This window comes from Flavobacterium aerium, from assembly GCF_030766725.1.
In the GTDB taxonomy this organism is placed as follows: domain Bacteria; phylum Bacteroidota; class Bacteroidia; order Flavobacteriales; family Flavobacteriaceae; genus Flavobacterium; species Flavobacterium aerium.
Window position 1 is genome coordinate 287,668 of sequence record NZ_JARQWR010000002.1, and the last position, 16,873, is coordinate 304,540.

At 33.0% G+C, this 16,873-nt stretch carries 16 protein-coding genes; 7 read left to right on the plus strand and 9 right to left on the minus strand.

The features are described 5' to 3' along the window. The first annotated feature begins 114 nt into the window (after positions 1 to 114). Positions 115 to 1,368: a DEAD/DEAH box helicase gene (locus P6733_RS03855; RefSeq protein WP_306350286.1), complete on the plus strand. Its 1,254-nt coding sequence runs from the start codon at positions 115 to 117 to the stop codon at positions 1,366 to 1,368. On the opposite strand, the gene P6733_RS03860 is transcribed toward P6733_RS03855, so the two are convergent. The 4 genes from P6733_RS03860 to holA form a co-directional block, all read right to left on the minus strand. Next, a complete protein-coding gene (locus P6733_RS03860; protein ID WP_306350287.1) occupies positions 1,365 to 3,524 on the minus strand; it encodes a response regulator in 2,160 nt (719 codons plus the stop codon). The two genes, P6733_RS03855 and P6733_RS03860, sit on opposite strands and share 4 nt — an antisense overlap. Positions 3,525 to 3,671: 147 nt before the next feature. Then, on the minus strand, positions 3,672 to 5,366 hold the full coding sequence (gene ettA, locus P6733_RS03865; protein ID WP_306350288.1) for an energy-dependent translational throttle protein EttA: 1,695 nt from the start codon (positions 5,364 to 5,366) through the stop codon (positions 3,672 to 3,674). Positions 5,367 to 5,646: 280 nt separating this feature from the next. Beyond that, on the minus strand, positions 5,647 to 5,826 hold the full coding sequence (locus tag P6733_RS03870) for a CAL67264 family membrane protein (RefSeq protein ID WP_306350289.1): 180 nt from the start codon (positions 5,824 to 5,826) through the stop codon (positions 5,647 to 5,649). A gap of 140 nt (positions 5,827 to 5,966) precedes the next feature. Beyond that, positions 5,967 to 6,971, minus strand: a complete 1,005-nt coding sequence (gene holA / locus P6733_RS03875) for a DNA polymerase III subunit delta (protein ID WP_306350290.1) — start codon at positions 6,969 to 6,971, stop codon at positions 5,967 to 5,969. A 52-nt stretch (positions 6,972 to 7,023) separates the two neighbouring features. On the opposite strand from holA, the gene P6733_RS03880 reads away from it, so the two are divergent. From P6733_RS03880 to P6733_RS03900, 5 genes are all read left to right on the plus strand, one after another. Then, positions 7,024 to 7,473, plus strand: a complete 450-nt coding sequence (locus tag P6733_RS03880; protein ID WP_306350291.1) for a type I restriction enzyme HsdR N-terminal domain-containing protein — start codon at positions 7,024 to 7,026, stop codon at positions 7,471 to 7,473. Between the two features lie 44 nt (positions 7,474 to 7,517). Next, a complete protein-coding gene (locus P6733_RS03885; protein ID WP_306350292.1) occupies positions 7,518 to 8,513 on the plus strand; it encodes a glycosyltransferase family 2 protein in 996 nt (331 codons plus the stop codon). 77 nt (positions 8,514 to 8,590) lie between these two features. Continuing rightward, entirely contained in the window at positions 8,591 to 9,445 is an 855-nt protein-coding gene (locus P6733_RS03890; protein WP_306350293.1) for an OmpA/MotB family protein, read from the plus strand. 121 nt (positions 9,446 to 9,566) lie between these two features. Next, positions 9,567 to 10,061: a DinB family protein gene (locus P6733_RS03895; protein ID WP_306350294.1), complete on the plus strand. Its 495-nt coding sequence runs from the start codon at positions 9,567 to 9,569 to the stop codon at positions 10,059 to 10,061. An 11-nt stretch (positions 10,062 to 10,072) separates the two neighbouring features. After that, complete coding sequence (locus P6733_RS03900; RefSeq protein ID WP_306350295.1) at positions 10,073 to 10,711, plus strand: hypothetical protein; 639 nt, start codon at positions 10,073 to 10,075, stop codon at positions 10,709 to 10,711. Positions 10,712 to 10,717: 6 nt separating this feature from the next. On the opposite strand, the gene P6733_RS03905 is transcribed toward P6733_RS03900, so the two are convergent. The 4 genes from P6733_RS03905 to P6733_RS03920 form a co-directional block, all read right to left on the minus strand. Further along, a complete protein-coding gene (locus tag P6733_RS03905) occupies positions 10,718 to 11,305 on the minus strand; it encodes a hypothetical protein (protein ID WP_306350296.1) in 588 nt (195 codons plus the stop codon). Positions 11,306 to 11,326: 21 nt separating this feature from the next. Next, a complete protein-coding gene (locus P6733_RS03910) occupies positions 11,327 to 11,947 on the minus strand; it encodes an L-threonylcarbamoyladenylate synthase (RefSeq protein WP_306350297.1) in 621 nt (206 codons plus the stop codon). Positions 11,948 to 11,984: 37 nt separating this feature from the next. Continuing rightward, a complete protein-coding gene (locus P6733_RS03915; protein ID WP_306350420.1) occupies positions 11,985 to 14,312 on the minus strand; it encodes an ATP-dependent helicase in 2,328 nt (775 codons plus the stop codon). Positions 14,313 to 14,433: 121 nt separating this feature from the next. Next, the gene (locus P6733_RS03920; RefSeq protein WP_306350298.1) at positions 14,434 to 15,204 is read right to left on the minus strand and encodes a sulfite exporter TauE/SafE family protein; all 771 of its coding nucleotides are present in this window, start codon (positions 15,202 to 15,204) and stop codon (positions 14,434 to 14,436) included. Between the two features lie 119 nt (positions 15,205 to 15,323). Between P6733_RS03920 and P6733_RS03925 the strand changes: the two genes are divergently transcribed. Continuing rightward, positions 15,324 to 15,845 (plus strand): DUF7935 family protein, encoded by a 522-nt coding sequence (locus P6733_RS03925; RefSeq protein ID WP_306350299.1) that lies wholly within the window; start codon positions 15,324 to 15,326, stop codon positions 15,843 to 15,845. A gap of 34 nt (positions 15,846 to 15,879) precedes the next feature. Here the strand turns inward: P6733_RS03925 and P6733_RS03930 are convergent, their stop codons facing one another. Continuing rightward, positions 15,880 to 16,785, minus strand: coding sequence for a patatin-like phospholipase family protein (locus P6733_RS03930; RefSeq protein WP_306350300.1), 906 nt, complete (start codon positions 16,783 to 16,785; stop codon positions 15,880 to 15,882). Positions 16,786 to 16,873: the final 88 nt, after the last annotated feature.

Sequence of the window (16,873 nt, forward strand, 5' to 3'; positions counted from 1 at the left end):
ATACAGTAGAGAACTTAAGGCTTATGGTCAATTAATATAATATATCAGATTTTAGAACTACCTTTGTCGAAATTAATTTTAAAGAGTTGTTATATAACGACCTACCCTATTTTTATGTTATTTGAGAATTTATCACTTTCTAAAAGTATACAAAGAGCTTTAATCGATCAAGGTTATACAGCTGCTACTCCTATTCAAGAACAAGCCATTCCTACTATTTTAAAAGGGAATGATTTAATTGGATGTGCGCAAACTGGTACAGGTAAAACTGCTGCTTTTGCTATTCCGATTATTAATATATTACACCATAAAATTGGCTCTTCAAAAAAAGCAAAACAAATCCGTGCTTTAATTGTAACCCCTACGCGTGAATTAGCAATCCAAATTGGAGAAAGCTTTGATGCATACGGTAAATATACCAACTTGCAACAACTTACCATTTTTGGTGGAGTTTCGCAAGTACCACAGGTGGATGCTATTAAAAAAGGAATTGATATTCTAATTGCTACACCAGGAAGATTATTGGATTTACACAAACAAGGTTTTATCGATTTAGACCATCTACATACTTTAGTATTGGATGAAGCTGATCAAATGTTGGATATGGGATTCATTAACGATGTCAAAAAGATTGTGAAATTAACACCTCCAAATCGACAAACGTTATTGTTCTCTGCAACAATGCCTATGGCTATTAGAGAATTAGCAGATGCTTTTCTAACGAAGCCAGAATATGTAACAGTTTCTCCAGTATCTTCTACTGCTGAAACGGTAGAACAAAGAGTCTATTTTGTAGAAAAAGAAAACAAAAGACAATTATTATTTCATTTAATTAAAAATGAAGATTTAAGCAATGTATTGGTTTTTTCAAGAACTAAACACGGAGCAGATAATGTTGCCAAAGCCTTAAAAAAACAAGGGATTAATGCTGAAGCGATTCACGGAGATAAATCTCAGAATGCAAGACAAAGAGCTTTAGAGAATTTTAAAACAAAAGAAGTAAGTGTATTGGTTGCTACGGATATTGCAGCTCGTGGTATTGATATAGACCAATTACCTTATGTTATCAATTTTGATTTACCGAATATTCCTGAAACCTATGTACACCGTATTGGTAGAACAGGACGTGCAGGTAATGGAGGTATATCAATCTCTTTTTGTGGAAAAGACGAAAAGAACTATTGGAAAGATATTGAGAAACTTATCAAAGTAAAAGTGACAACAGTTGAAGATCATCCTTTCCCTTGGACAGGTGGAGAATCTAGTCCAGCTGCTGCAACTGCACCTAAAAATTCTAATCGAAGTAAAGGAGCGCATAAATCCAGAAAATCGGATAATGCTAAGAAAAATAAAAAACGCTGGTACTAACCAGCGTTTCTTTTTATATAAATTTGTTTGGTGATAATCTCGAATAATTTGGCAGAGATAAAAGGTTTAATGATAATATCATCAATCCCAGAATCGACAGCTTCTTTCTGAATTTCATCCTTATCAAAAGCTGTTAATGCAATAACAGGCAGCATCATTCCTTTCTGGCGGATTAGCTTTGTGGTTTCAAATCCATTAATCAAAGGCATGTTGATATCCATTAATACAACGTCAAAATCTTCTTTTTCTAATAATTCTAAGGCAAGATAGCCATCATCTACAATCAGGCAGGTATAATTATTCTTTTCAAGGATTTTACGCGTCACCATTTGATTGATTTTGTTGTCTTCTACAACCAATACCTTAAAGGAAGGATTATTGGCTTCAGTAAGCTTAGAATGAACCGCAGTCTCTTTTTCTTCCACTGTATCCAGGTCAAAACCAATAGTGAATGAAAAGGTAGTACCTATATTTTTTTCACTATTTACAATGATTTCACTATCAAAAAAGGTAATCAATCCTTTTACAATCGAAAGGCCTAATCCTGTTCCCTGATAATCATCATTTTTGCGGTCAATCTGAACAAATTTTTCAAAAATCATAGATTGATTTTCTGAAGCAATTCCACAGCCATTATCAATGACTTGGAATTTGATAAAACAGGTATTTTCTTTTTGATTTAAAAATTCAGCTTTTAAAATGATCTGGCCATTATTCGTGAATTTTAAAGCATTATTTGTTAAGTTTAATAGTATTTGTGAAAGTCTTATTTTGTCTCCTTTTAAATGCTTGGGTATATTTGGGTCAATTTCTAGTACTAGATTATTATTATTTTTCATGGCAATAAAATGTAATCCTTCTTTAATTTTATTAAATTCTTCAGCAATAATGAAAGGGAGTATTTCTAATACTACATTTTTATCTTCGATTTTATTAATCTGAAGGATATCGTTAACCAAAGTTAACAAATATTGAGCCGAAAATTTTAATGACTTCATATCCTCACTGTTATCTAGCTCTTTATGTTTATCTATCAACATATCGGTAATTCCTACTACCCCGTATAAAGGCGTTCTTAATTCGTGACTAATGGTTGAAATAAATTGACTTTTTAATTTTGAAGATTCTTCTGCATGTTCTTTGGAACGTATGAGCTCTTCATTTTTGGCGAGGAGAAATTCATTGAGTTTTCTTTTCAAGTTATTATTTCGATAAAGCGTTAGTAAAAAGAGCAGCAGGATTATAAAAACAACTAGAAAAAGAATCACAATAAGTTTGGACATTTTCAAGTTTTGTAGCTGTGCTTCCTTTTCCACCTCTACCTTTTCCACCTCTCTTTTAAATTCATCAACTTCAATTTTTACTCCAGCAATTTGACCACTTTTAATTTGTTCCTTATTATTGATTTCTTGCTTTATCTTCTGAAATAATTCGAGATTCTGAAAGGCTTCTTTGAAATTCCCAATCGAAGCGAGATATTGATAATAACTTTGATAAGAACCCGCTAATTCTGTTTTGTTATTCGTTGATATAGCGGTATTTATAGATTTTAAAAACCGCTCTTTGGCTTGAGCATACAGTTTTTTATTAGCATAGTATAAACCATAGAGTTTATTTATAATAATTTTAGATTCTACATCACCATAACGTTTTATATAAAGATCAGAATCCAAGAGAAAAGGGAGACCACTTTCGAAGTCTTTTTTATTAAAATACGCTTCCGTTAAATTTAATTTTGTAAACAGAATTTGAGTAGTATCGGCAATCTTTTCAGCGAAGGTTAATGATTTTTTAAAGTACTTAATACCGTTCAAATAATCTTTTTTACCAAAAGAATATGCGTGACCAATGTTATTATAAAGGATGTCTTTTATAGTATCATTATTTGTTTTGTTCGCATAATGTAATGCCTTGTTATAATAATTTATAGATTGGTTAACGTCCGATAGTTCACCATGCGAACTGGCGATATTGTTGTACGCGAGTGCAATCAGGTCATTATCCTTAAGTTTAATGGCGTTTTTTAGAGCTACGTTAGAGAGCTCCAGAGATTCTTTAAAATTTAGATTAATTAGTAGGCTATCAGAATGTAATATCAATTTATAAACATCATTTCTATTAGGAGATTTGGATTGTCCGAATGAAAAAAACGTCAAAAAAAAGGTTGTAATTAATACTAAAATTATTCTAGTAAGGGGCATAAAAGAATTATTTTCGACCAAATATACATTTAAAAAATCGATAAAAAAAAATCCCGATTAATTCGGGATTTCTTAATTATTACTGAAAATTAAATAGATGTATTAGTTTCTAATTAATTTCTTGTATTTAAGTCTTTTTGGAGTAAGATCACCACCCATTCTTTTCTTTCTGTTTTCTTCGTATTCTGAGAATCCTCCTTCGAAATAATAAACTTCAGAATCTCCTTCAAAAGCTAGAATGTGTGTGCAAATTCTATCCAAGAACCATCTATCGTGAGAAATAACTACAGCACAACCAGCGAAGTTTTCAAGACCTTCTTCTAGCGCACGAAGTGTATTTACATCCAAGTCATTCGTAGGCTCATCCAGTAAAAGTACGTTTCCTTCTTCTTTAAGCGTCATGGCTAAGTGTAAACGGTTGCGTTCCCCACCAGAAAGTGTAGAAACTTTTTTGTTTTGATCACTTCCACCAAAGTTAAAACGACTTAAGTAAGCTCTTGAATTTACTTGACGACCACCCATCATAATTAATTCTTGACCATCACAGAAATTCTCCCAGATTGATTTGTTAGGATCAATATTAGAGTGTGCTTGATCTACATAAGCAATTTTTACCGTTTCGCCGATTGCGAACTCACCACTATCTGGTTGTTGCTCTCCCATGATCATTCTAAAAATAGTTGACTTACCAGCACCATTCGGTCCGATAACTCCAACAATTCCTGCTTGTGGTAAGGTGAAATTTAAATTATCATACAACAATTTATCACCAAAAGCTTTGGCTACATTTTTAGCCTCAATAACATTTGTTCCTAAACGTGGTCCGTTCGGGATATAGATTTCTAGATTCTCATCCAGTTGTTTTTGATCTTCATTCAATAATTTGTCGTAATTCTGTAAACGCGCTTTTTGTTTCGTTTGACGACCTTTTGCACCTTGACGTACCCAGTCTAACTCACGCTCTAAATTTTTACGACGTTTTGAAGCCACTTTTTCTTCAAGTGCCATTCTGCTCGATTTTTGATCCAACCAAGAAGAATAATTCCCTTTCCATGGGATACCTTCTCCTCTATCCAGTTCAAGAATCCAACCCGCTACATTATCCAAGAAATATCTATCGTGCGTTACAGCGATAACAGTTCCTGCATATTGTGCTAAATGTTGCTCTAACCAAAGTACACTTTCTGCATCCAAGTGGTTGGTAGGCTCATCCAGTAACAATACATCTGGTTGTTGTAATAACAAACGACATAAAGCAACACGACGACGCTCTCCTCCAGAAAGGTTTTTGATTGGTGTATCTCCATCGGGTGTACGCAAAGCATCCATTGCGATTTCTAATTTTGTATCGATTTCCCAAGCTCCAAGTGCATCAATCTTATCTTGTAAAAGTGCTTGACGCTCCATTAGTTTGTCCATCTTTTCTGCATCTTCATACACTTCTGGCAAACCAAAACTATCATTGATTTTATTGAATTCGTCAAGAACTGCCATCGTTTCAGCTACACCTTCACGAACGATTTCAATTACTGTTTTATCATCATCTAATTGTGGTTCTTGTTCTAAATAACCCACAGTATATCCTGGAGCAAAAACTACATCTCCTTGATAATTTTTATCAACTCCGGCAATAATCTTTAAAAGTGAAGATTTTCCAGAACCATTTAAACCTAAAATACCAATTTTTGCTCCATAAAAAAAGCTCAAATAGATATTCTTTAATACTTGTTTGTCGCTGCTTGAGTAAGTTTTACTCAATTTAGACATCGAAAAAATTACTTTCTTATCGTCAGACATATTATAACTTGTTAATTTATTGAATTTTAACTACAAAAGGGAGTTCTCCTATCTGTAACGCAAATATAGCTTTAAATACAGAATATTAAAATGATTCGGTGTTTTAGATTGCTCTAAGGTGGTATAAAGTTAGCATAACCATATATCGTTCGAGCAAGGACTCTGTTAGCGTTTAAAAAACGAGGTAAATAATAATCTATATTTAATTAAAATAAAAACAGCTTACAAATAAATTAAATATCTGTAAGCTGTTGTTTTATAGTAGATTCTGTTAATAGAGTTAAACTCGACCTTTAAGCGCATTAAAGACCCATGAAATAGCAAAAAAACCTATTCCTACTACTGAGAATCCAATGGCATAATCTTTATATTTTAGGACTCCTAATAATACTAATGAAGTACCAATTAAAAACATTAAAAATGATGCCCATCCAAAAATGGAATTTTTATTCATTGCCATAACTATATTGTATTTTTACACTTACTCAAATAGCGGGTGCATTCTGAGTAAAATTTGAAGTGCAAATATCGTTAAATTTAATAGATATAACGGACAAAGAAATGATAAATAATCTTTGTCCTACAGGAATTTAATCGCAATTAATTAAAAACCTTGTATAACATTTCACGCAATAGATCCGATTGTGACAAACTATTGGCACCCACTCCTTTACTTTTTATATCTACAGAACGCAAAGTAGAAATGATTTGACTCACTTTACGCATAGGGAAATTACGCAATGCTAAATCGTAATCCTTTAAGAAATAAGGGTTTAATTTTAATACTTTGGCGACATTTCCAGGTGATTTGTCTTTTAATCCATGGTATTCTAATAATTGGGAGAAAAAACTAAAAATCATACTAGTTGTTACCACTAATGGATTGTCCTTAGGATTATCGGCAAAGTAATTGACAATCTGATAAGCCTTGAGTTGGTTGCGTTCACCTATGGCTTTACGCAATTCGAAATTATTATAGTCTTTACTGAATCCTATATTGTCTTCAATGACATTCGGCGTGATGGTGCTACCTTTTGGTAGAATAATCATTAGTTTATCCAATTCATTGCTAATCTTGCTTAAATCTGTCCCTAAGAACTCTACGAGCATGATATTGGCTTTTGGTTCTATGTTATATCCTTTTCCAGAAAGTATACGTTTGATCCAATCCCCTACTTGATTATCATATAATTTTTTACTGTGAAAAACCACTCCTTTCTGATCCAGAATTTTGGTCAGTTTTTTGCGTTTATCCAGTGTTTTGTATTTATAACAGAAAACTAAAACGGTAGTAGGTTGAGGATTTTCAACATAACTCTCCAGTTTATCGATGGTACGGGATAATTCCTGTGCTTCTTTTACAATAACAACCTGACGTTCGGCCATCATCGGGTAACGTTTTGCATTCGATACTACATCTTCAATCGTTACATCTCTACCGTATAAAACCATTTGATTAAAACCTCTTTCCTCTTCCGTAAGAATGTTCTTTTCGATGTATTCGGATAATTTATCAATAAAGTAAGCTTCCTCTCCCATCAAAAAATATATTGGTTTTATATTTCCCTGCTTTATATCGTTTACAATCTTTATAACTTCGTCCACTCTTTATCTAATTTTAAATTTTGAGTTTTAAATTTTAATTTAACTTTGCCTGATGCAATCACTCAATTTTCCTTCGTACCAGTTTCGATTCAAAAATAGCAAAAATAATGCAGCTATCTTTGATGAAATTCGTAAAAAGTTTGTTTTGATTACACCAGAAGAATGGGTACGACAACATGTTGTTCATTATCTGATGAATGAGATGAAATACCCCAAATCATGGATTAATGTAGAAAAAGTCATCAAAATTAACGGCTTGACCAAGCGGTATGATGTGGTTGTTTTTAATCCAGATGGGACTATTTTTCTATTGGTAGAATGTAAAGCACCACAAGTAAAAATTACGCAAACCACTTTTGATCAGATTGCTCGTTATAATATGACTGTGAATTCAAAATATTTAATGGTTACCAATGGATTGAATCATTATTATTGTCAAATGGATTACGAACAAGAGAAGTATCATTTTTTACCTCAATTACCACTGCACGACAAGTTTTAGTGGTGCAAAATGAGATTGCCTAAAGAGTTAAACAAAATTATAGAATGAAGAAAATCGCTGTTGTTATATTAAATTGGAATGGACAGAAATTGTTAGAGCAATTTTTACCCTCTATTGTAAAATACACTGAGGAAGCACAGATTTATGTAGCAGACAATGCGTCTACAGATAGTTCGATTGCATTTGTAAAAGAAAAATATCCCACCATAAAGATTATTCAGAATACAGAAAACTTTGGTTTTGCACAGGGTTATAATGAAGCCCTAGTTGCTGTAGAAGAAGAATATTATGCCTTAGTGAATTCTGATATTGAGGTTACTGAGAATTGGTTAACACCTATTATAGAAACCTTTGATAAGAGACCAGAAATTGCTATAATTCAGCCTAAAATACTAGATTATAAAGCAAAAGATTATTTTGAATATGCAGGAGCAGCCGGAGGCTATATTGATCAGTATGGTTTTCCTTTTTGTCGTGGACGCATTTTCAAAACAATTGAAAAAGACGTAGGACAATACAATGATGAAACTGAAATATTTTGGGCATCAGGAGCCTGTTTTTTCATTCGTAAAGATATATTTCGTAAATTAGAGGGATTTGATATTGATTTTTTCGCACATCAAGAAGAAATTGATTTATGTTGGAGAGCTATAAATAAAGGCTATAAGGTTTATTACAACAGCAAATCGACGGTATATCATGTAGGTGGAGCTACTTTACATGAGAGTAATCCAAAGAAAACATTTCTGAATTTCAGGAATTCGTTATTTATGCTATTAAAAAATTTGCCAAAACAAGCGCTATTCCCTATTATCTTTTTACGATTAGTACAAGATGGAATGGCTGGAGTTCAATTAGTTATGCAAGGTAAATTTGTACATTGTGTTGCAATTATTAAATCACATTTTGCCTTTTATGGTAGTTTTTCAAAATTTTATAAAAAAAGAGATCAGTTTCAGTCCAAAAAATACTACAACATAAAAAGTATCGTTTATCATTATTATCTTAAGAACGGCAAGGTTTTTGGAGATAAACTTTAACAATAGTTTAGGCTTAAGTACTGGGACTATTTTTAAAAAGTATTAAATTTGTAATTAACAAAAAACCAGAAAAAAATATGAAAAAAGCGATTCTCGCGCTATCCCTGTTAGCGCTCTTAACGACTTCGTGCGGATCTAAGAAAAAGATTACGGAACTAGAAAATAAGAATAAAGAGATTCAGGATTTATTAAATACAGCTACAATTAAGCTAAATACCTGTCTAACGGAAAAAGAAGCTATGGCTCATCAAAAAGATGCTTTAGCAAATCAGGTAGATTTCTTAAAGAAAAACAACTCTGATTTAATCAACAATATGGGGAACTTAACGACCCTATCTTCTAAAGGAGCAGAAAACTTAGAAAAATCTCTTGAAAGTATGAGAGAGAAAGATTTAAGAATCAAAACGATGCAAGATGCATTAACGAAAAAAGATTCTGTTACCTTAGCTTTAGTTACAAGTTTAAAAGGAGCAATTGGTAATCTTGATGATAGTGATATCGAAATCAATGTAGAAAAAGGAGTAGTATTCATTTCTATCTCAGACAAATTATTATTCAAGAGCGGTAGCTACCAAGTAAGCGATAGAGCTAAAGAAATTTTAGGTAAAGTTGCTAAAGTGGTAAATAACAAACCAGATTTTGAATTCATGGTTGAAGGTCACACAGATGATGTGCCGATTAAGAACCCTGTATTACAAGACAACTGGGATTTGAGTGTAAAACGTGCAACTTCAGTAGTTAGAGTATTACAAAACGAATTCAAAGTTGATCCAAAAAGAATGACTGCTGCTGGACGTGGAGAATACATCCCATTAGCACCAAACAATTCTTCTGAAAACAGAGCAAGAAATAGAAGAACACGTATTGTTGTACTTCCTAAGATTGATCAATTCTATGATATGATCGAGAAAGAAATGAAGAAAAAACAATAATCTGATCTTCAGAAAATAAATTAAAAGCATCCTAAATTTAGGATGCTTTTTTTATTGGAATCATTTTAGTAGACTGAAGTTACTTATATTTGAATAAGTCAAAAATAAGTAGGACAACTCGATGAATCCAAACCAAAAGCAGAATGCTGTACAAGCCATTTTAGGAGAATATGAAAAGACAATTGTTGAATTGCAACACGTCATACAAGATATGTCGGCGGATGATTTAGCTTATATTGTAGACCATGAAACACAAGATTCGGATTGTAAATCAATTCAAACTGTACTAGCCCATGTGGTAAGTGCTGGTTATTCGTATTGTATATACATCAAAACATTCAAAAATATCTTGGAAGAAAGGCCGACAAAGAAGATTCGTTTGTCAAGTGCCGAATATATTCAAGATTTAGACAATGTAATAGCATTTACACGAAATGCTTTTCTCACGATATACGACCATGAATTGGAAGTATATGATCAGGATAAAAAAGTACTGACTTCTTGGAAGCAAACCTATGACATAGAACAAATGATGGAACATGCTATTGTTCATGTTCTACGACATAGAAGACAAATTGAAAGATTTAAAACGATAGTAAGCAATAGACAAATATAATCCCCTATTCTATGCAAGAGATTACCTGCCCATATACTTGGGATTGTGGAAAAACAATTGATATAAAACAGTTGAGTAAATATGATTTTTTACAATCCGCAATAAGTAAAAAAATGACCTTTATGTTTCTGGATTGCCCGGTATGTAATCGTGATTTCCAGTTTAATACTGTTACCTGGATGGCTACACCTACAATTCCCAATCCGAATATTGTAGTAATAAAGAAGAAAAAAACAGTGAAGCAACTGAATACTATTCTTGAAAAATCGAAAGTAAAAATTCCTTTACCCTATTTTGATTATTTGGTCAGTGATTCATTTGTTTCGGAAATCACAATCTTCAAAGACCAAGATAATTTTACACTATATGATTTAGAAGCGTTATGTGAGAAAGTCAAAGTTGAAAAAAAATCCTATTTGACCATTAAGCAATTAGAAGGATTTGTGGATACAGCCAAAGAAATATTTAATACTACTGCTACTGAGAAAATAGATTTTTTATCCAGAGGATTGGTCATAGGATATGAGAATACACGAATATTATGTATTGATTCACAAGATAATTCGTTGTGGGTATTTCATTCTGGAGATGGTTATGATGTTGAGAAAGTAGACATCACTTTAGCCACGATATTAAAACAATCCATGTAAACAGTTTCACATGGATTGTTCTATTGTTTGATAGGTTTGATTATTCTGATTGTAAAATATATAAGCATAGGCCTCATCGTTACGCATTTTAGCAATATCCAATTGTCCTATAAAAATTAAAGGAATGTCATTGTGAATTGGCCAGTAGGCGTCTTGTAACCAACGTGGTGGTTTATTTAAACTGATGAAATTCTTCTGTACATGATCTTTAATATAAGTATCAAATTCCTTTCCCTTCAATTCATGAGCACCCTTTCTAATGATATTGTATTGTTTGTCAGTAATGGATAACCATTTGGGTAATAGCTTCGCCTTTTCATGGAGAATATTTTGAAAATCATCTGATTTTTCTACAACAATACCTTGGCGGACTAATAGCTTTGACAAAACATCTTGTATGTTGAGCAAATCGGATGCAGAGTGATAATCCTGCGAGATTAAGTATAAATATAAATCCATATCCGAAGACCAAGAAGGTGCAGGTTCTTGAGAAAACAATGTATTCAGACTATCACTTTCATATAATATATTTTCGAATTCTGAGGCTGTAATTTCCCCAGTAACAAATCCTGTGATTATGGTAATATCATCCATTTAAAATGTAAAATTAGATTCTTATAAAATATCTAACGAACCTTTTCCTTCACGAATTACTACAGGCTCACCATCTGATAAATCAATAACTGTTGAAGCTTGATTATCACCATATCCACCATCGATTACGACATCAACGATATTTTGCCATTTTTCAAAGATTAATTCCGGATCAGTTGTGTATTCGATAACATCATCTTCATCTCGAATAGAAGTTGAAACAATGGGACGGCCTAATTGACGTACAATTTCCAAAACAATAGAATTGTTGGGTACTCGTATTCCGACTGTATTTTTCTTTTTAAATTCTTTTGGAAGGTTATTATTTCCTGGTAAAATGAATGTATATGGACCTGGTAATGCTCTTTTTAATAGCTTAAAAACGGAAGTATCAATTTGTTTCACATAATCGGAAATATTGCTTAAATCGTGGCAAACAAATGAAAAATTTGCTTTGTCTAATTTTACACCTTTAATCTTAGCAATTTTCTCTAAAGCTTTGGTATTAGAGATATCACAACCCAATCCATAAACAGTATCTGTAGGGTAAATAACTAATCCTCCATTTTGCAATACCTTTACAACTTTAGCGATTTCTTTTTCACTGGGATTATCTTCGTAAATTTTAATAAATTGAGCCATCTTGTTAATTTTTAAGGTTATAGTATAACACTGTTATCTAAGACAATATGTCTAATTTTGCAAAACGTAAAAGCAGCTTTTTAATACCACCTACATCAAACTTAATCTCTGCTTTTTTATCACCACCAATTCCTTCGATATTCAATACAACTCCTTTACCAAAACGTTCGTGCATGACTACATTACCAGTCAGTAATTTAGAATCGTTGACCGGTGATGAAGCAACTGGTCCACCACTCGTCATTGGTTTTAATTTACGGATTGTACTGGCAGTGGTTTCTGAATCACCATAACTGCGGGGTGGTGTTCCATTTTTAGGTTTTTCAGAACGGAATTTTGATTTATCTGAATCATCAAATATATCCGAATCAATCATTGGTTTATAACGACCACGTTCTGGTGGTGTCATATATTCTAAATATTTTCCTTCAATTTCTTCAATGAATCTTGATGGTTCAGAATCCACTAATTTTCCCCAACGGTAACGCGATTGTGCATACGTTAAATAGGCTTGTTTCTCAGCTCTGGTTAAGGCTACATAGAATAAACGACGTTCCTCTTCCAGTTCGCTTCGGGTGCTCATACTCATTCCACTTGGGAAAAGGTCTTCTTCCATCCCAACGATAAATACATGGGGAAACTCTAGTCCTTTTGCTAAGTGAATCGTCATTAATGCTACACGATCATCATCGCCCGTATCTTTATCTAAATCGGTAGCTAAGGCAACATCTTCTAAGAATTCAGATAAGGCTCCTCTTGCTCCATCAATTTCTTTTTGTCCTTCTGTAAAGTCTTTAATACCATTCAATAATTCTTCGATATTTTCAATTCGAGCTACACCTTCTGGAGTAGCATCTTTTTTTAATTCCTGAATTAATCCAGTCTTTTTACTGACATGGTCGGCGAGGTAAAAAGCATCTTGTGTTTCATTAATAACCTGAAAACTCTGTATCATTGTAACAAAGTCTTTTAGTTTATTTTTAGTTCCTGTATTTAATTTTAAATCAATCTTATCAATATGCTGCATTACTTCGAAAATCGAACGTTTGTAATGATTTGCAGTAATCGTTAATTTCTCTACAGTAGTATCACCAATTCCTCTGGCAGGATAGTTAATAACACGGACTAAAGCTTCTTCATCTTTGGGATTGACAATCAAACGCAGGTAGTAAATAACATCTTTAATCTCTTTTCTTTGGTAAAATGATAATCCACCATAAATACGGTAAGGAATATCACGTTTGCGTAAAGCATCCTCCATAGCACGCGATTGTGCATTGGTACGGTATAAAATTGCAAATTGACCATTGGTCATTTGATTTTGCATTTTTTCTTCAAAAATTGTACTGGCTACAAAACGTCCTTCTTCCCCATCGGTTAAACTTCGGTGTACTCTAATCTTAGGACCATCATCATTCGCAGTCCATACGATTTTATCTAATTTCGTCTTATTCTTATCAATAATAGAGTTGGCTGCCTCCACAATATTTTTTGTAGAGCGGTAATTTTGTTCTAAACGATACATCTTCACTCCTTCATAATCCTTTTGGAAATTCAGAATGTTGTTGATATTTGCACCGCGGAAAGCATAAATACTCTGGGCATCATCTCCTACGACACAAATGTTTTGGAAACGATCGGATAAGGCGCGTACAATTAAATATTGGGAGTGATTCGTATCTTGGTACTCATCTACTAATATATAACGGAAACGATCCTGATACTTCATCAATACCTCTGGGAATCGAGTAAGTAACTCATTGGTTTTTAATAATAAATCATCAAAATCCATAGCACCCGCTTTAAAACAACGGTCTACATAATTCTGATAGATTTCACCCATACGTGGTTTTTTGGACATCGCATCGGCTTCCTGTAATTCAGGATTATTGAAATAAGCTTTAACGGTAATCAAACTATTTTTATAGGATGAAATACGGCTAAATACTTGTTTTGGTTTATAAATATCTTTGTCCAGTTGCATCTCCTTGATGATGGCACCAATTAATCGAGCTGAATCCTGTGCGTCATAAATCGTGAAATTGGAAGGATAACCCAAATGGTCAGCTTCAATACGAAGGATTTTAGCAAAAATCGAGTGAAAGGTACCCATCCACAGATTTTTAGCTTCGGTATTACCAACGATATCAGCAATACGATTCTTCATTTCACGTGCTGCTTTATTCGTAAATGTCAAGGATAAAATATTGAATGGATCCACGCCTAAACTCATCAAATAAGCAATTCTTATCGTTAAAACCCTCGTTTTACCAGATCCTGCCCCTGCGATAATAATCATAGGACCATCTTTCTGTAATACGGGTGCACGTTGCGCTTCATTCAGCTGATTGATGTATTTTTGCATGTTCATTTTTAATTATTTCACAAAATTAAGAATTTTGAAATTAGTATTCTTGTATTGTGTATTCGGAATCTAAATTTTATTCGTCTATTTTCAGACTATTTTTGGGAATCAAAGTCAATTATTATTTTCCCCTGTAGACGTCGTAAGCAAATCGGATTAATGTTCCAATAACAACGACTAAAAAGAATATACGAATGAATTTATTCCCTTTGTTGATGGCTAGTTTTGCTCCTAGCCATGCTCCTACTGCATTGCTTGCAGTCATTGGCAAAGCAATCGCCCAGATGATTTTTCCTTTTAATAGAAAAAGAGTGATTGAACCTAAATTGGTGGCCAGATTTACCATTTTGGCATTGGCGGAAGCATGTAAAAAATCAAACCCTAAGATAGTGATAAATGCGACAATTAAAAAACTTCCAGTTCCGGGACCTATAAATCCATCATAGAATCCAACTACTGAGCTGATTAGTATAGAATACAGGATTACTTTTTTCGGAGCGATGTTCTTTTCAGTATGTTGACCAAAGTCCTTTTTAGTGTAAGTATATATTGCCAACAGGATTAATATGACTAGTAGTAAGGGTTTCATGAAACCATTGCTCACATGAATCAATAAGGTTGAACCTAAAAATGCACAGATGATAGCAGTGATTGCCATAATACCCAAAAGAGGCCAATTCATTTTTATTTTCTTGAGGTATTGATAGGCTGCAATACTAGTTCCACCAAATGAAGGAACCTTCAATGTCCCAATTACGGTAGCAACAGGCAAGTAGGGTAATAATATTAAACTGATTGGGGTTTGTATTAATCCACCTCCACCTACAATGGCATCTATGAAACCAGCTGCAAATGCTGCAATACATAACAAGACAATGGTTGTCGTTTCCATTTTTTTTATTGCAAAAATAGCTATATTAATTCCCGTTAAATATAAAATTCACGCACTTTTTATATTTTTTATTCGTTTATTTGTGACCTAGACAAAACCTAAAAAATCAAATTATAAAAATGGATTCTACTAAAATTATAGAACTATTGAGTTACACTTTACCAGCTGTTATTACCGGAGCCACAGCTTATTATTTTTTCTACCAACATACTAGAAATGAAGAAGGAAGAAGACGTTATTTAATACAAAAACAAGCACAGAAAAATGCTTTGCCTATTCGCTTACAAGCTTATGAGCGTATGGCTTTATTTTTAGAAAGAATTAATCCTGCAAAATTATTAATCCGTATTGCTCCACATTCAAGTGATAAGTATGATTATGAAAGCTTGATTATCAATCATATTGAGCAAGAGTTTGAACATAATTTAACGCAACAGATTTATATCTCTGACGAGTGTTGGAGTATTATTAATACAGCCAAAAGTGCTACGATTCAAATGATTCGCAAAGCGAATATGAGTGAGAAAGTAGACACAGCAAATAAACTGCGTGAAGTGATATTAAGTGACTTATTAGACAAACAATCACCTAGTAATGCTGCTTTGGCTTATATAAAAAGTGAGGTGAACGAATTGTGGTAATCTCCTTATAAAATAAAATGAGTCAAATCCGGAATTATAAATTTTTGATTTGGCTCATCAATTCACTCTTATTCTTCGCATATTCATATCCTTCGAGCCACCATTCTAGCATTTTCTTTTTATTGAAAACCAAAGGATTATCTGTTAGCTTTGTTGGAGTATAGTAAAAATTAAGTTTTACATTATTGTTTTTGGCAGCTAATTTTCCAATAGTAATATCATGGTTTTCAACCTGATCCAGTAGTATTCCAAACAAATCTACCAATAGAGAAAATGGATTTTTCCCAATAATACGGGAAGCTTTTCGATCTTCCGTTTCCAGGACAATAACATCGATTTCAGTAGCACCTCTTTTAATGGCTTCGTAAATAGGAACGACACTGGAAAATCCACCATCGGCATATTCAAAATTATTACGGGTAACTAAACTCATAAATGGAATGTAGTTGCAGGATATCCATACCCAATCACAAAATTCATCGTAGGTACAATCGAAAATCGATTTATATTCTACCATATTCTGTGTAATATTTGTGACCGCTACAATAATATTTTTTTTGGATTCTTTTAGAATAGCAAATTCAGCTTTGGTGAAATTTTTCTTGATATAATGTTTTAAACTCTTGCTTTCTCCAAAAGTACGCTTGCCTTTAATGAATTGTAGAATGAGATTAAAGTGGTTGATTGTGATTACCTCCTGCCCTTTTTTATGTTTGACAATGAAAGGGTTTAAACTGAAAATTTCAGACATATTTACGTTTGTATAAATGTCAAAAATCTTATTGTCTTTATTCAAGGCCAAATGTGGGATTAATAAACTCCCTGTAGAAGATCCAATGTAGATATCGTATTCGTGTTTTTTCTCCTGAATGAGATATTGTGCTACTCCTCCTCCAAAAGCCCCTTTACTGCCACCGCCTGAAATTACTAATGCCCGCATGTATTTGAAATAAAAAAATGATAATTTTAAAATTAAGGGTTTTATTCTGAATAGAATGTAATTATAAGCTTTATTTATGATAAAATTT

Coding starts and splice junctions, on each gene's coding strand:
- P6733_RS03930 (WP_306350300.1), bottom strand. CDS start 16,785: ATGCGGGCATTAGTAATTTCAGGCGGTGGCAGTAAAGGGGCTTTTGGA.
- P6733_RS03895 (WP_306350294.1), top strand. CDS start 9,567: ATGAATCCAAACCAAAAGCAGAATGCTGTACAAGCCATTTTAGGAGAA.
- ettA (WP_306350288.1), bottom strand. CDS start 5,366: ATGTCTGACGATAAGAAAGTAATTTTTTCGATGTCTAAATTGAGTAAA.
- P6733_RS03915 (WP_306350420.1), bottom strand. CDS start 14,312: ATGCAAAAATACATCAATCAGCTGAATGAAGCGCAACGTGCACCCGTA.
- P6733_RS03880 (WP_306350291.1), top strand. CDS start 7,024: ATGCAATCACTCAATTTTCCTTCGTACCAGTTTCGATTCAAAAATAGC.
- P6733_RS03885 (WP_306350292.1), top strand. CDS start 7,518: ATGAAGAAAATCGCTGTTGTTATATTAAATTGGAATGGACAGAAATTG.
- P6733_RS03855 (WP_306350286.1), top strand. CDS start 115: ATGTTATTTGAGAATTTATCACTTTCTAAAAGTATACAAAGAGCTTTA.
- P6733_RS03905 (WP_306350296.1), bottom strand. CDS start 11,305: ATGGATGATATTACCATAATCACAGGATTTGTTACTGGGGAAATTACA.
- P6733_RS03900 (WP_306350295.1), top strand. CDS start 10,073: ATGCAAGAGATTACCTGCCCATATACTTGGGATTGTGGAAAAACAATT.
- P6733_RS03925 (WP_306350299.1), top strand. CDS start 15,324: ATGGATTCTACTAAAATTATAGAACTATTGAGTTACACTTTACCAGCT.
- P6733_RS03910 (WP_306350297.1), bottom strand. CDS start 11,947: ATGGCTCAATTTATTAAAATTTACGAAGATAATCCCAGTGAAAAAGAA.
- P6733_RS03890 (WP_306350293.1), top strand. CDS start 8,591: ATGAAAAAAGCGATTCTCGCGCTATCCCTGTTAGCGCTCTTAACGACT.
- P6733_RS03870 (WP_306350289.1), bottom strand. CDS start 5,826: ATGGCAATGAATAAAAATTCCATTTTTGGATGGGCATCATTTTTAATG.
- P6733_RS03920 (WP_306350298.1), bottom strand. CDS start 15,204: ATGGAAACGACAACCATTGTCTTGTTATGTATTGCAGCATTTGCAGCT.